At 44.4% G+C, this 14482-nt stretch carries 16 protein-coding genes and 1 other RNA gene; 10 read left to right on the plus strand and 7 right to left on the minus strand.

Annotated elements, in window-relative coordinates; all coding sequences use genetic code 11:
• Positions 1-374 precede the first annotated feature (374 nt).
• Positions 375-1988: an L-aspartate oxidase gene (gene nadB, locus R7M72_RS18880; protein WP_005380947.1), complete on the plus strand. Its 1614-nt coding sequence runs from the start codon at positions 375-377 to the stop codon at positions 1986-1988.
• A 22-nt stretch (positions 1989-2010) separates the two neighbouring features.
• Here nadB and R7M72_RS18885 read toward each other — a convergent pair whose 3' ends face one another.
• The gene (locus R7M72_RS18885; protein ID WP_238939353.1) at positions 2011-2472 is read right to left on the minus strand and encodes a protein YgfX; all 462 of its coding nucleotides are present in this window, start codon (positions 2470-2472) and stop codon (positions 2011-2013) included.
• Positions 2441-2701, minus strand: a complete 261-nt coding sequence (locus R7M72_RS18890) for a succinate dehydrogenase assembly factor 2 (RefSeq protein WP_005380951.1) — start codon at positions 2699-2701, stop codon at positions 2441-2443. Before R7M72_RS18890 ends, R7M72_RS18885 begins: the two co-directional genes overlap by 32 nt.
• Before the next feature lie 189 nt (positions 2702-2890).
• Between R7M72_RS18890 and ygfZ the strand changes: the two genes are divergently transcribed.
• The 3 genes from ygfZ to R7M72_RS18905 all read left to right on the plus strand — a co-directional run bounded on the left by ygfZ (position 2891) and on the right by R7M72_RS18905 (position 5170).
• Positions 2891-3859: a tRNA-modifying protein YgfZ gene (ygfZ, locus tag R7M72_RS18895; protein ID WP_054577171.1), complete on the plus strand. Its 969-nt coding sequence runs from the start codon at positions 2891-2893 to the stop codon at positions 3857-3859.
• Positions 3852-4325 carry an aminoacyl-tRNA deacylase gene (locus R7M72_RS18900; protein ID WP_005384562.1) on the plus strand — a complete coding sequence of 158 codons (474 nt, stop codon included), beginning with the start codon at positions 3852-3854 and terminating at the stop codon, positions 4323-4325. Before ygfZ ends, R7M72_RS18900 begins: the two co-directional genes overlap by 8 nt.
• Before the next feature lie 638 nt (positions 4326-4963).
• Complete coding sequence (locus R7M72_RS18905; protein WP_005380970.1) at positions 4964-5170, plus strand: DUF1107 domain-containing protein; 207 nt, start codon at positions 4964-4966, stop codon at positions 5168-5170.
• A 65-nt stretch (positions 5171-5235) separates the two neighbouring features.
• Here R7M72_RS18905 and R7M72_RS18910 read toward each other — a convergent pair whose 3' ends face one another.
• Genes R7M72_RS18910 through R7M72_RS18920 form a run of 3 tightly spaced genes read right to left on the minus strand, consistent with a single transcriptional unit; the run spans position 5236 to position 8256 of the window.
• A complete protein-coding gene (locus tag R7M72_RS18910; protein WP_025768841.1) occupies positions 5236-6444 on the minus strand; it encodes an FAD-dependent 2-octaprenylphenol hydroxylase in 1209 nt (402 codons plus the stop codon).
• A 31-nt stretch (positions 6445-6475) separates the two neighbouring features.
• Positions 6476-7654: a 2-octaprenyl-6-methoxyphenyl hydroxylase gene (gene ubiH / locus R7M72_RS18915; RefSeq protein ID WP_005380974.1), complete on the minus strand. Its 1179-nt coding sequence runs from the start codon at positions 7652-7654 to the stop codon at positions 6476-6478.
• Positions 7655-7677: 23 nt separating this feature from the next.
• Positions 7678-8256, minus strand: a complete 579-nt coding sequence (locus R7M72_RS18920; protein ID WP_315956589.1) for a YecA family protein — start codon at positions 8254-8256, stop codon at positions 7678-7680.
• Positions 8257-8505: 249 nt separating this feature from the next.
• Between R7M72_RS18920 and R7M72_RS18925 the strand changes: the two genes are divergently transcribed.
• The 5 genes from R7M72_RS18925 to serA all read left to right on the plus strand — a co-directional run bounded on the left by R7M72_RS18925 (position 8506) and on the right by serA (position 11829).
• A complete protein-coding gene (locus R7M72_RS18925) occupies positions 8506-8814 on the plus strand; it encodes a cell division protein ZapA (RefSeq protein WP_005384553.1) in 309 nt (102 codons plus the stop codon).
• A gap of 8 nt (positions 8815-8822) precedes the next feature.
• Positions 8823-9007, plus strand: a non-coding RNA gene (gene ssrS / locus R7M72_RS18930) — 6S RNA.
• A gap of 5 nt (positions 9008-9012) precedes the next feature.
• Entirely contained in the window at positions 9013-9612 is a 600-nt protein-coding gene (locus tag R7M72_RS18935; RefSeq protein ID WP_005384552.1) for a 5-formyltetrahydrofolate cyclo-ligase, read from the plus strand.
• Between the two features lie 53 nt (positions 9613-9665).
• On the plus strand, positions 9666-10322 hold the full coding sequence (gene rpiA, locus R7M72_RS18940) for a ribose-5-phosphate isomerase RpiA (protein ID WP_005380982.1): 657 nt from the start codon (positions 9666-9668) through the stop codon (positions 10320-10322).
• Between the two features lie 274 nt (positions 10323-10596).
• Positions 10597-11829 carry a phosphoglycerate dehydrogenase gene (gene serA, locus R7M72_RS18945; RefSeq protein ID WP_017821632.1) on the plus strand — a complete coding sequence of 411 codons (1233 nt, stop codon included), beginning with the start codon at positions 10597-10599 and terminating at the stop codon, positions 11827-11829.
• 71 nt (positions 11830-11900) lie between these two features.
• On the opposite strand, the gene R7M72_RS18950 is transcribed toward serA, so the two are convergent.
• Together R7M72_RS18950 and R7M72_RS18955 are read right to left on the minus strand one after the other, a co-directional pair.
• On the minus strand, positions 11901-12593 hold the full coding sequence (locus R7M72_RS18950) for an oxidative stress defense protein (RefSeq protein WP_005384550.1): 693 nt from the start codon (positions 12591-12593) through the stop codon (positions 11901-11903).
• A gap of 207 nt (positions 12594-12800) precedes the next feature.
• On the minus strand, positions 12801-13697 hold the full coding sequence (locus tag R7M72_RS18955; protein WP_005380990.1) for a LysR family transcriptional regulator ArgP: 897 nt from the start codon (positions 13695-13697) through the stop codon (positions 12801-12803).
• A gap of 147 nt (positions 13698-13844) precedes the next feature.
• On the opposite strand from R7M72_RS18955, the gene R7M72_RS18960 reads away from it, so the two are divergent.
• Complete coding sequence (locus R7M72_RS18960) at positions 13845-14474, plus strand: LysE/ArgO family amino acid transporter (RefSeq protein ID WP_025998531.1); 630 nt, start codon at positions 13845-13847, stop codon at positions 14472-14474.
• Positions 14475-14482: the final 8 nt, after the last annotated feature.

Raw genomic sequence — 14482 nt, forward strand, 5'->3', positions numbered from 1 at the left:
CCAAATGACCACCGCTGCCTGACTTTAGTCTAAGTTTGACAAGCGAGCATCTTGGAGGGAAATGGGTATAATGAATGATCTCTGTCCCAGATTGTGCTGGGTCGGGCATGGAAAAGCAATGGCATTGACAAACTATTACTTTTCATTTGCATGGCTAATGGCTATCTGAACACCGCGTTACAAATTATAACTTAGGAAGCATGCTCATGCTCTGCATGAAAAAGAAGAGTAGCTCAGTCACCGCCGTAACACGGACGTCGATAGGTCTCCCAACTTAGCCCTTAGCGACAGATGTCGCGATAATGGAATGCACATGGTGTGCAAATAATACACAAGGTAACTTTGTTACCTTAGCTTGGGATTATAAAAGTTATATGAACACAAATCGTGAACATGAGTGTGATGTATTAGTGGTAGGGAGTGGCGCGGCAGGTTTGTCGTTGGCTTTGCGCGTTGCTAACCACTGTAAGGTGATGGTGCTGAGTAAAGGACCACGCAGCGAAGGGGCGACCTACTATGCTCAAGGCGGTATCGCTGCCGTATTTGATGAGTCAGACACCATTGATTCACACGTTGAAGACACGCAAATCGCCGGGGATGGTATTTGCGATGAGGAGACCGTAAGGTTCATTGCTGAGCATTCAAAAGAGTGTGTACAGTGGTTGATTGACGGTGGTGTCCCATTTGATCGTGAAGAAGATGACTCTGACGATGAACCTCGCTACCACTTAACTCGTGAAGGTGGTCATAGCCGTCGTCGTATTCTTCACGCGGCAGATGCGACAGGTATGGCGATGCAAACCTCCCTGCAAGATAACGCTCATAATCATCCAAACATTCATGTTCTCGAACGTCATAATGCTCTGGACTTAATCACCGAAGACAAAATTGGCGGTGATAAAAACAAAGTTATCGGTGCTTATATTTGGAACCGCAACGAAGAGCATGTCGAAACCGTGCGAGCCAAATTTGTGGTTCTCGCTACAGGTGGTGCTTCAAAGGTTTATCAATACACCTCTAACCCAGATGTGTCGTCTGGTGATGGTATTGCGATTGCTTGGCGTGCAGGGTGTCGTGTGGCTAATATGGAATTTAACCAGTTCCATCCGACGTGTTTATATCACCCAGAAGCACGTAACTTCTTGCTAACTGAAGCGTTACGTGGCGAAGGTGCTTACCTGCGCCGTCCAGATGGTTCTCGCTTTATGCCAGATTTCGATGAACGTAAAGAGCTTGCTCCGCGTGACGTCGTGGCTCGTGCTATCGACTTCGAAATGAAGCGTTTAGGCGCCGACTGTATGTATCTCGACATCAGTCATAAGCCTGCTGACTTTATTACGAAACACTTCCCAACCATTTATTCACGTTTGATGGACTTGGGCATTGACATGACTAAAGAGCCAATCCCAATCGTACCTGCTGCACACTACACTTGTGGCGGTGTCATGGTGGATAGAAATGGCTGCACCGATCTGAAAAATTTGTATGCGATTGGTGAAGTTAGCTACACCGGGCTGCATGGTGCTAACCGCATGGCATCAAACTCACTTCTCGAATGCGTGGTTTATGCTTGGTCTGCGGCAAAAGATATTCTAAAACATCACACTAACGTTGAGCTACCCTCACAGGTGCCATGTTGGGATGAAAGCAAAGTAACCAATAGTGATGAAGAAGTGATCATTCAGCACAACTGGCACGAGCTTCGTCTGTTTATGTGGGACTACATGGGCATTGTGCGAACTGACAAGCGTTTAGAGCGCGCCTTACGCCGTATCCAACTATTGCAACAAGAAACACACGAGTACTACAGCAATTTCCGCGTGTCGAACAACTTATTAGAACTGCGTAACCTTTTACAAGTAGCAGAGTTGATGGTTCGTTGTGCGATGCAGCGTAAAGAGAGTCGAGGTTTGCACTACACGCTTGACTATCCGAACCAACTGGAAAACAGCGGCCCAACGATTTTGGTTCCAGCTAAACAGCTTTAACTTTACCAAGTAAACTATTACATCAGCAGGGAGCATTAGCTCCCTGTTTCATTTCCCATTGGCGTAATACCAAAGATAGTTGACGATACTGCTCATCGTCACAGCTATCACGCCAAATCGTAACACTACGGCCAGATTGCAATTGGAATGTTATCTTGAATGGTGATGCCGATGTATCAACTCGCTGTAAATGACCCTTTTCGGACTCAATATCTTCCGAGTATTCGCCATACTCAAGGGCATCAAACCTAACCGAGCCATCGCAGTGCACATACCAATGCCCATGACTTGTAGGTTGAACAAGGCCTTGGCTTGAGAGAGCCTTAACAATCAGTAATAACAAATAAGTCGATAATACGAGCGGAATGCTAGAGAAGATAACAGCCCAAGTCATCAATAAGAAAAGTACAACATTGAAGACTCGGGCAGTCAGAGAGGGAGAAGCAGTAAAATTAACGAACTTTGCTGAGGTTATGGGCGACAATTTTATCAACCATTGCTGCATGACCTAAATTTTCGCTACGGCCATGCCCCATTACCCAAGTAAACAGATCAGGATCATCGCATTCAAGTAAAGAAACAAAGTCACGCTGCTCTTGTTCACTCAGAGTATCAAAGCACTCTTCAAAAAACGGCATAATTACTACGTCAAGCTCAAGCATGCCTCGACGACAAGCCCATTTAATACGCGCTTTTTCTTCCGGAGTGTACATTCACTATTCCTTCATAGATGTCTTGTTGTTAGTGCGGAGTGTAACAAGGGATGTGCTACGTCACTAGTGTGCGGGTCACAATACGATAGTGAAAGCAGACAAATGTTGATTCGTAAATCGCTCCCCTAGTATCTCAAGGTTATTTGGGTATAACATAGCGGAAAAATATCTTCAAAAGGCATTGTAATTATGGAATGGCAAACTCGTTTTTCAGCATTACCTCTCTCAACTCAAGACGCACTTCCAGAGTTATCTATCTCACTGCTGGATAACTTCGGCATGATCACCATGATCGGTGATGATAAAAAATCATACTTACAAGGTCAGGTTACCTGCGATGTTGTTTCTTTAGAACAAGACCAATCAACACTGGGCGCACATTGTGATGCGAAAGGAAAAGTGTGGAGCGTGTTCCGCCTTTTCCATCATCATGATGGCTACGGCATGATCCAACCAAAATCGGCAATTGACGTAGAACTTAATGAAATAAAGAAATACGCTATTTTCTCTAAAGTAACGATTGAAGCTTCTGATGACGTTATCTTAGGTGTTGCTGGCGTCAAAGCCGACGAATTCATTTCAACAATGAGCAAGACAACTGGCAGCGTTCGCCCAGTTGACGGTGGCACAGCAGTGCAAGTTGCACAAGATCGCTGGTTACTGATATTAAGTGCGCCAGAAGCACAGCAAATCGTTGAAACTACCGACGCTGTCTTTACGACAAATGAGCTTTGGAATCGTTTCGATATTGAGGCAGGTTTACCATTTGTCTCTGCATCCGCGCAGAATGCTCACATTCCACAAGCACTTAACGTGCAAGCTTTAGGAGGCATAAGCTTCACAAAGGGCTGCTACACGGGACAAGAAACGGTAGCACGAGCGAAGTATCGCGGTACCAATAAACGTGCGATGTATATCGTAAAAGGTGCAACTTCTGCTCCATTCAGTGACGAACCAATTGAGCTCGAACGCAGCGTAGGTGAAAACTGGCGTTCAGTAGGTGCTTTATTAAATCACTACCAGTTCAGTGACAATCACGCGATCGGCCTGATCGTGCTGCCTAATAATCTCGATGAGGACACTCGTCTTCGTTTGGTTGCGCAACCAGAATGTGAATGGACAATCGAATCACTGCCTTACAGTCTTGATGATGAGTAATACAATCAATACTCCTTTGATGCAATTTCTCACAGACCAACACATTCCGTTTCGTCTGTTACCGCATCAAAGACCAGCAACCACCATTGAGGATGCCGCGCACCAACGCGGCATTCGCCCCTCTCAAATGGTGAAAGCAATCTTGCTACGAGACATGGGTAATCAATATGCACTCGCCTGTGCGCCAGGTGATCGTAGCGTTGATCCCAAAAAAGTGCGCTCGTTACTGAAATGTCGCCGGATGACTTGTGTTGATCAAGCCGATGTTGAGTCCATCACTGGTTACAAAATTGGTACTGTCACTCCTCTGCTACTAAAACGTCATATGCCAATCGTGTTCGACCCTAGCTTACTAGAAGAACAGGAAGTCACGATCAGCAGTGGCGATCGCATGGCTGGACTGGCGCTTTCTATCCAAGATCTTATCCAATTGTGTCAGCCGACCGTAGCTGAGATCTGTCGTTAATCGTCTAAAAACAATGTAATGACACGTAGTGTTTCTATCACTGCGTGATCTCGCTCATATCTACAAAAATAGACATGAGAATTTTTAATCACATATAAAACATAAATAGTCACAAAGATAAAACTCGTATATGCTGAATTTGTTGGTTAAGTTTCAAACAAGCACTTAACCAATATAAAGTGAGTCAGCTAGCTGAGTGACAGCATTCATGCAGTTAGTTATCCACTTTTGTGTAATGCATCTGTGACTATTCGCCCGCTGAAGCGGGCTTTTTTTTACGTGGAACTTTTTCTCTTTCATTTCCTCTAATCGTTAGAACGTAAAGTGTGTTACGCGAAGCACGACCTTAATAGAAACAACTAGCAAACAACCGTTTTCGTTCTATTCTTAATTCTGTAACAAAACTATTGCTTAATGCGTCACGTAAAAAGGAGTGTATTGGGTAAGGGTTCCTTTAGAGAGGTTATTTTTGGGGTAATCCTCACGCTATTTAAGAGATGACACTGTCAAATTGTCTAAGACAACACAATTCTCTGACGCAACACCCTACATCTGTATTTAATACTATTGCTGTCACAATAATTTTCGCGTCCAGAACGTAGAATACCTAGGCTAGGTTAGATAAAAGGAAAGTAAATATGAGACTGTTTAAGCGCTATACACCAAGTATGATTGCTAAACATATAAGTCGTCTTTTTAAAGGAAGAATTTATATTTACGGGGTCGGTAGATTCGAGTTTGATAACGGTAAGTTAATACTGCCGGAGAAAGCAGAGCAACGCCATTTCCGAGCGGTCAAAGAGATCAATCAAGAAATAATGAAACTCCGATGCGCATATGCTTAGCAAAATGTTGATAAAACAAAGGCTGGATTAACCAGCCTTTTGTGTATTTGAAGTTCGCTTTGCACTTACTGACGCGCCAGATCCGGCAAGTGTCCCTTTAAACCAAGCGCGCGCTTCATGATCTCATCTTTCGCTCCCGGCAGTTGCCCCGCTAAACTTAAGCCAATGCCACGAACGAGCTTCTTAGCTGGGTTCTCGCCAGAGAACAAATCTCGAAACCCTTGCATAGTAGCGATCATCTTTGCCGCTTCCGCTTTTCGCCAACGCTCGTAGCTTCTTAGGTTGCGTTTACTGCCGATATCTTGACCCTGCTTCCAAAGTGCTAATACTTCTTGAGCAAGACTGGCCGCATCTAATAAACCTAAATTCACACCCTGCCCCGCTAATGGGTGAATGGTATGGGCCGCATCACCAACCAGCGCGACTCGCTCGACAACAAAATCTCGCGCATAGCGCATTTTCAAAGGAAACGCAGCACGCTCTCCCACTACTTCACATAGACCAAGTCGAGCATCAAACTCACTCGTCAACGCTTTATTGAAATCATGTTCACTCATCGCCACTAACTGCTCTGCTCGATTTGGCTCCGTGGACCAAACAATAGAGCACATATCTGGTTGCGACATTGGCAAAAATGCCAACGGTCCGTGAGGAGTAAATATCTGGCGCGCAATGCTGTTGTGTGGCATGGCAGTTTTGACATTCGCGACCAAAGCATGATGACCATAGTCCCAATGCGTTAATGGAATATCCATTTGATGGCGAAGCCACGAATTCGCCCCATCGGCTCCGACCACTAATTTAGCGGTCATGGCTTGGCCATTATCGAGCGTCAGCCAGCTTTCTTGCTCACCGACCGCGAGAGTCGCGCAACGTGCAGGCATAAACATAGTGACGTTATCGAGCTTTTGGACTTGTTCAAGCAGCGCAAGTTGAATCACACGATTCTCAACAATATGTCCTAAATCAGGTTGTGCCATACTTTGTGCATTAAATTCAATGCTGGCAAAGCTATCTTGTTCCCATACTTCCATGCCATGGTAAGGCGAAGCTCGGCGCTGTTCTATGCCCTGCCAAGCACCAAGTTTACGCAAAATCGTCTCACTAGAGCGGCTCAACGCAGACACACGAACATCGGGTAATTCTTTCAACGAATCATCTGGCACTTTACCTTCAATAATGGCGACACGCAGATCACTGTCTTTGAACGCGGCAGCAAGTGCCAACCCAACCATCCCTCCGCCGATGATGGCGATATCTACACTTTGCATCATTGCTTTTTATTACCTAATTCAGTGCGGCCGTTCATCGTTTTACCAAGCCAAGAGTATGGCGTAGTAGCGGCTGCTTAAAAATAGAAAGGTTATCCATCGCTGCTAAGGCAGTATTTCGGCCAATTCGCATCGCGGGTAAATCATTTGAAAAAACATGCACCAAGGCACTGGTTAGCCAAATAGTTTCGCTTCGATCTGCTTCTCTACGTTGACTAAAGCGCATCAGGCCTTGATAAAGACCCACATCCTCACTTTGCTGCACAATTTCTTCTGCTAGTGAGACTACATCGCGAATACCGAGATTAAAGCCTTGTCCAGCTATCGGGTGCAGCGTTTGCGCCGCATTTCCAACAATCGCAAAGCGATGTGAAATATTTTGCTTTCGATGGCGAAGAAGCAATGGGTAACTTGCACGGCGACCCACTTTTTTCATCGCGCCTAAACGCCAACCAAAATCGTTCTGTAAACGCTGGAGAAATGCTTGATCAGATAACTCAAGAACGGCTTGGGCTTCTTCAGGGTGCAAACACCAAACTAAGGACATTCGATTGTCACTCATTGGCAATAAAGCAACAGGGCCATTTTCAGTAAAACGTTCAAAGGCTCTACCTTGATGAGGTTCTTGAGTCACAATATTGGCAATGACAGCCACTTGTTCAAAATCTTGCTCAGAAAGTTCTAGACCAATTTTCTGACAACAGGTCGAAACAGCACCATCTGCAGCTACCAACAGTTTTGCTTCAAGTTGCTCACCACTTTTCAACGTCACATGGGTACAGTTTTGCTCGCGCTCGATATCGGTAACGGAGTCAGGACAAAACAGCGTAATTGATTCGCTGCTGTCTAATAATTCTTGATATACACGCCCAACATCGGCTAATTCTACAACATACCCTAGAGCTTCAACCCCAACCTCTTGCTTGGTAATCTCCGTCATCCCAGCATGAGAACGGTCAGAAACGTGGATATGTTCAATGGGGGTGACAAACGGTTCTACTGACGTCCAGAGCTGTAGTTGACGCAACAGATTGACAGTACCGTAAGACAATGCGATTGAGCGAGAGTCAAAACCAGGGTGCATATCTGATTGTGCTTTAAAAGGCTCAACGACTGCAATGCGGAGCTTTCCCTGAGACAAATGGTCAATCGCCAATGCTAACGTTGCACCAGCCATGGCACCACCAGCAATGACTACATCATATTGCTTCATACTAACCTCTGGACAGTCTACGATTAGTGAATAGTAGGTTTTTTGTCGCTGCTTTCAGGACGAACACCAAATTCAGCATGAATTGTTAGTACGCAAGCTTTGATGTGCTCAATCACTTGCTCTAGCAATTGCGCTTGTTCACCAAGATCGTCATCTTCATCGATGCCTAATTTGGCAATCTCTTCTAAGTCAGCCAGTGCTTCTTTAGCGTCATCAGATGCTTTATTAAGAGCAACGCCTGCTAGACCTAACCCAGAAATAAAGTGGTTTACAAAGTCGGACACACTGTCGGCTAATGCGAATAAGCCTTCTTCGCTCGGCTCATCTGGCAATAATAAAGACAGCTCCATCGACGTGCCAGTTAGTTCATTGACAGTAACAGTGAATACGCTTTGAGCAAAAGCTAGCGCGGTAGAAGGCCAACCCATACCATCATTGGTGTAGTCAAACAGAATAGGCTGCCAAGTTTGATCATTAATCGCCAATCCACCACTTAACATGCCGACAAATAAGCCATGTAACTCCGCCGGTGTTACTGCTAGGCTTGCAGATTGCAGTTCAGCAGCAATAGATTGGTATTCAGGAAGGGTGATTTCACTCATAACTTGGCTCATTCTTGCGTAATAATGTATTGGTATATCCTACCATCAAGGTTAGTGGTCTGAAACGGCTATCAAATTCAATTTTGGACAGCATTTGTTCAATTTGCCCAATTCCTGTGTGATCTCGTCATCATTTCTCTTTCTGTGATGGGAAATGCTTGAATCTTAATAGCGGTTTTCCTATAGTTTGCTCCTCGGTAGTTGTATGAAGCAACACCTTAGATAGCGCGAATATAGAGTTTATTCATCATGAGCAATCAAGCGATCGACGTTGAAATATTAGGCAAACTTACACGTGTGAATTGTCCGACAGGACAAGAAGAGTCTCTTGTTGCAGCGGCAAAAGATCTGGATCGCCGATTGAAAGAAATGAGCGAACGTACTAAGGTAACCAATGAAATCCAACTGCTGACCTTTGCTGCATTGAATATTTGCTATGAGTTGCACACCAAGTCATACGAATCCAATGGTCAACAGCAAGAAATTACTGAGCGAATGGAAAAGCTCACCGCGTCTTTAGAGAACGCACTAAGCAAAGTTACGCAAGGACAGCAGTAAATACAAAATTTACCCTGGGGTGTGCGTCAGCAGGATTTAAGTCCCTGAGCCGATAAGCAATACCTAAGGGTTAGTATTTGGTAACTATTGAGCAAGCTCGGCATGCACCGAGAAGCCTACGGTTGTCATTGCTGATCCGCCTTGAACCAGCTGGTTCAAGGGCCACAATCCTCAACGGCACCCTGGGGTATTCTCTCTATGTCAGACCTCTCTCGACAAGACTTCCGCAAACTGATTCGTGAAAAGCGCAACGCTCTGTGCAGTGATACGCAATACCAAGCGGGAATCGACCTTATTACTCAATTTTCCCAACTTCCTGAAATCGATCAGGCGCAACATATTGCCATCTACCTTTCTGCAGACGGTGAGCTTGATACTAAACCGCTCATTGAATGGTTATGGCAACAGGGAAAATCGGTTTATCTGCCCGTCATCCATCCCTTTTCTAAAGGTCAGTTACTGTTTCTTCAGTATATAAGTGATGAACAGCTCGTCTACAACAAGTACGGCATCTTAGAGCCCAAGCTCGATATCAGACACCTCAAACCCGTTCGCCAGCTTGATTTAATCTGCACGCCTTTAGTTGGGTTCGACAGTATCGGACACCGCTTAGGCATGGGCGGAGGGTACTACGATCGCACTCTATCACGTTGGTTTATAACTGGAGAGGGAGCTAAACCTGTTGGTATCGCTCATGACTGCCAACATGTAGAACGCTTACCAATTGAAAGCTGGGATATTCCATTACCTAAGATCGTGACCCCAAGCCAAATATGGCAATGGGAAAGTGACAAGTAAGCCGCTATAATCACGCCCGCAAACGTTAACGAACATCTATTCAGGAGATTGGCATGACTCAAGATGAAATGAAAAAAGCGGCTGGTTGGGCAGCACTAAAATATGTTGAGAAAGGCAGCATTGTCGGTGTTGGTACTGGCTCTACCGTGAATCACTTCATCGATGCACTAGGCACTATCAAAGATGATATTAAAGGTGCAGTGTCTAGCTCTGTCGCTTCAACTGAGCGCCTTAAAGAGCTTGGTATTGAAGTATACGAGTGTAACGATGTAATGAAGCTGGATGTGTATGTTGATGGCGCAGATGAGATCAACCCAGCACGTGAAATGATCAAAGGCGGCGGCGCGGCTCTGACTCGTGAGAAAATTGTCGCAGCAATCTCTGATAAGTTCGTATGTATCGTTGACGGCACTAAAGCAGTTGACGTACTTGGCCAGTTCCCATTGCCTGTTGAAGTAATCCCAATGGCACGCTCTTACGTGGCTCGTGAATTGGTAAAACTAGGTGGTGATCCAGCTTACCGTGAAGGCGTTGTGACTGACAACGGCAACGTGATTCTGGATGTGCACAATATGCAAATTACCAACCCGAAAGAAATGGAAGACAAAATAAACGGCATCGCTGGTGTGGTGACTGTGGGTCTTTTCGCTCATCGTGGTGCAGACGTAGTGATCACTGGCACACCAGAAGGTGCAAAAATTGAAGAGTAAATAACAGCCCAAAATGAACCTATCTGGTTCACTTTTCTGTTATTTCATTACATACGGTGCTGAAAGGCACCGTTTTTTATTCCTTTCTATAAGAAAATTATCTCTTATTCCGTAATTTTCTTACCCAAAGCAATTTTTTTTTGTTACTTTATTGAACAGAAGACGCACAGGGAAACGTTTGTCTTCCTACAAAACTGTTAATTATCCCCTTTTTAATAGTTTTGCCCAATGTGCGCCACATTAGCCCACCTTTCCATTTTAAGGACGAGAAAAAATGGCCAAAGTTTCACTGGAAAAAGAAAAGATTAAGATCCTCTTGTTAGAGGGACTCCACCCTTCTTCAGTTGAAGTTCTTCAAGCAGCTGGTTATACCAACATTGAATACCATAAAGGTTCCCTTCCGGAAGAAGAACTAATTGAAGCAGTAAAAGACGTGCACTTCATTGGTATCCGCTCCCGTACGAACCTATCCGAAGAGGTAATCAATGCGGCGAACAAGCTGGTTGCAATTGGCTGTTTTTGTATTGGTACTAACCAAGTAAACCTAGATGCAGCAGCAAAACGCGGTATTCCTGTCTTTAATGCACCATTCTCTAACACTCGAAGCGTGGCAGAGCTTGTACTTGGGCAAATCCTTTTACTAGTGCGTGGTATTCCTGAAAAGAATGCACTTGCACATCGCGGTATTTGGAAGAAAAGTGCAGACAACTCTTACGAAGCTCGTGGTAAGTGCCTTGGCATTATCGGATACGGTCACATTGGTACGCAGCTTGGTATTATTGCCGAAAACTTAGGTATGCGCGTTTACTACTACGATATTGAGAACAAACTGTCCCTTGGTAATGCGACGCAAGTACATACCATGAGTGAACTATTGAACAAATGTGATGTGATTTCTTTGCACGTTCCCGAAACACCGGAAACGAAAAACATGATGGGTGAAGCTGAATTTGCTCGAATGAAACCAGGTTCCATCTTTATCAACGCGGCACGTGGCACCGTTGTGGATATTCCTGCACTTTGCCATAGCTTAGAAGCTGGTCACCTTGCCGGCGCTGCAATTGATGTATTCCCAACTGAACCAAAAACAAATGCTGACCCGTTCGAGTCTCCTTTACAAAAATTCGATAACGTCATTCTCACTCCACACGTTGGTGGTTCAACGCAAGAAGCACAAGAGAATATCGGCTTAGAAGTGGCGGGCAAACTGGCTAAGTACTCTGATAACGGCTCGACACTTTCAAGCGTAAACTTCCCTGAAGTGTCATTGCCAGAACACAGTGGTGAGTGCTCTCGTCTGCTTCATATCCACAAGAACCGTCCTGGTATTCTAACTCAGATCAACACCATCTTTGCTGAAGAAGGCATTAACATTGCCGCGCAGTACCTACAAACAGCCGCTGAAATAGGCTACGTAGTGATCGACGTTGAAACTGAACGAGCAGAAGAAGCTCTAACAAAGCTCAAAAACATTGAAGGCACAATCCGTGCTCGTATCCTTCACTAAACAGTGAAACAGAAACGACAAAGGCAGGGGTTGTAACTCCCTGCCTTTTGCTTTTTACTGTTTGCTAAGCCTTACTTTAGCTTATAAATGACATCGACTTGATCGCGAATGATCATGGTTGAATCTTGGTAGCTATTCGCTCCTTCTTTACTATCCATCGCCATTGAACGCATTAACACAGGCTGAACGTGCATCTGTCTGTAATTGATCTGCCATACATCGCCCAACTTTTTCTCAAAACCAGTCGCTAATGACCCTGCTTTTTCTCTTGCGTCCTTAATCGCAGCCATTCGTGCCTTTTGCTGATACTCGGCTTGGTTGCTTACCTTAAGTTGAATATTATCAACCTGATTAATTCCCGCTTCTAACGCCATATCTAGGTATTGGTTAAGGTTTTTCAGATCCGTCACCGTGACATCAATACTGCGAGATGCTCGATACCCAACAAGTTCTGCTTTTCCTGATTTAGGGTAATGGTACTGAGGAGCAAGGTATAAATTCGAGCTAGTAATATTGTCTTTTGACAAGCCGGCATCCGATAAGCTTTTTAGAAACTCTTCAACGGTTTTATCTACGGACAATTTCGCTTGTTCGGCCGTCATTGTCGTATCGACTACTTTTACAGAAAACGTAGCCATATCAGGTGTGGCCGTCACTTCGCCATACCCCGTTGTCGTAACATGAGCAAACTCTGGCGTATTCGCCAAAACTGAAGCACTGGTAAGGCTGAGTGCTGAAGCCAGCAAAAATGAATACAATTTCATTCAATAAATCCATCCATACAAAATTAAGTACTTAATCTCAGATTCCAACATCACTATCATGGCTGAGAAAGCGTGTGGTTTCATAATAGAAACTTCCGCCGATTATCCAAGCACCCATAGTGACTTCTAACACAACTTTGACTATGTAACATTGGCGTAATTTTTAAACAAAACACACTAAGTTAACGATATGCAGCTCTGACAAACTTATTGAGGTAGATGCTGCTGCGCATACCCCACTATTGCGTGTGAGATTTCTTGTAATACCCCAGTTTCTAACTGCCAGTGGTGCCAATAAATCCGATGGGACATTAAAAAACCTGGAGTCACATCAACCAACACACCTCTGTCTAATTCGTCGGTAATTTGCAAGCGGGGGATCAAGCAATAAGCAACACCAGCTAACGCCACTTTTAGAAACGCTTCAGAACTACTGATGTTGTGATGAATAACGCTGTCAGGATTGACGTTAAAATGCTCGGTAAGAAATGTTTTATGTAGATCATCATATTGGTCATATGAAACGGCCGGTGCTTTTGCCAATGTCTGATTATTTACGCCTTTAGAAAAATAACGCTGATAGAACTCTGGGCTCGCGACACAAACATAATCGATGCGACCTAAATAGTCTGCTCTGCATCCGGGGATTGGCTGGGACTCCAAGCTGATCGCTCCTGTCACTTCGCCACTTTTGAGTTTTTCAATAGAGCGGTATTCACCATAGATAGTCAGTTTTAGTTCAACTTGACGCTGCTTCATAACATTTTGCAGCGCTGGCAGTAGCCATGTTGCAAGGCTATCTGCATTAGTCGCTAAAGAGAGTTGCACAGGTCGCGTACTGGTATCATTCTTTAGTTCGGGGAGAATTTCATGCTCTAGCAAGCGTACTCGCCGATAAAGACCCAACAATTTTTTACCAATTGGCGTTGGCTTAGGTGGCTGGCTTCGAATTAAAACAGGCTGCGCGAGAAACTTCTCTAACTGCTTGATACGTTGAGAAATGGCGGATTGAGAAACAAATAAATGCTCAGCAGCACGCTCAAAGCTACCCTGATAAACTATAGCGTCTAATGCCTCAATCCATTTGTAATCTAACCCTCGCATACCTTCCCTCTCACTCCAGATCAAACGCCTCCCGTTAAATTAGTCTATCTAATGTAAGATTAAAATCATTAATTACACTTATTTAGATAAACACTTTATCTTTCCCCTTTCTGTAAATGTATTTGTTATTTTGAAGTGAGGTGAAGTGTGAGCTTGTGGGTTCTATTGCAAGGTTTTGGTTTAGGAGCATCAATGATCATTCCGATCGGGGCGCAAAATGCGTATGTTTTGAATCAAGGCATAAAGCGTAACCACCACCTAACAACCGCCACTATTTGTAGCGTGCTAGATATGATTTTCATCTCTCTAGGTATCTTTGGTGGTGGTGCAATTCTGTCTCAAAATGAAATCTTACTGACGTCGGTGACACTTGGTGGTATTGCTTTCTTGAGCTTCTATGGACTGCTCTCACTAAAAAGTGCTTTTAAGCCAGAGAGTGAATCGGAATCAAAAGGGGAGATCGTAGCTCGAGGTCGTCGAACGGTTATTCTAGGTGCGTTAGCCGTTACTGTGCTTAATCCGCACTTATATTTAGATACAGTCGTTATTCTAGGTTCGATCGGTGGACAATTTGAAGGCCATGATCGCATTGCTTTTGCACTAGGTACGATTATGGCTTCCTTTGTTTGGTTCTACACTTTATCGATAGGAGCCGCCAAACTAGGTCCAACACTCTCTAAACCAAAAGTGAAAAAAACCATCGACATTGCAATCGCAATGATGATGTTCACAATAGCGTATATCTTAGCGAGTGAGCTTATTGATAAGTATTGGTAATCATAAGG

The organism is Vibrio sp. YT-18 (genome assembly GCF_033337345.1).
Classification (GTDB): domain Bacteria; phylum Pseudomonadota; class Gammaproteobacteria; order Enterobacterales; family Vibrionaceae; genus Vibrio; species Vibrio alginolyticus.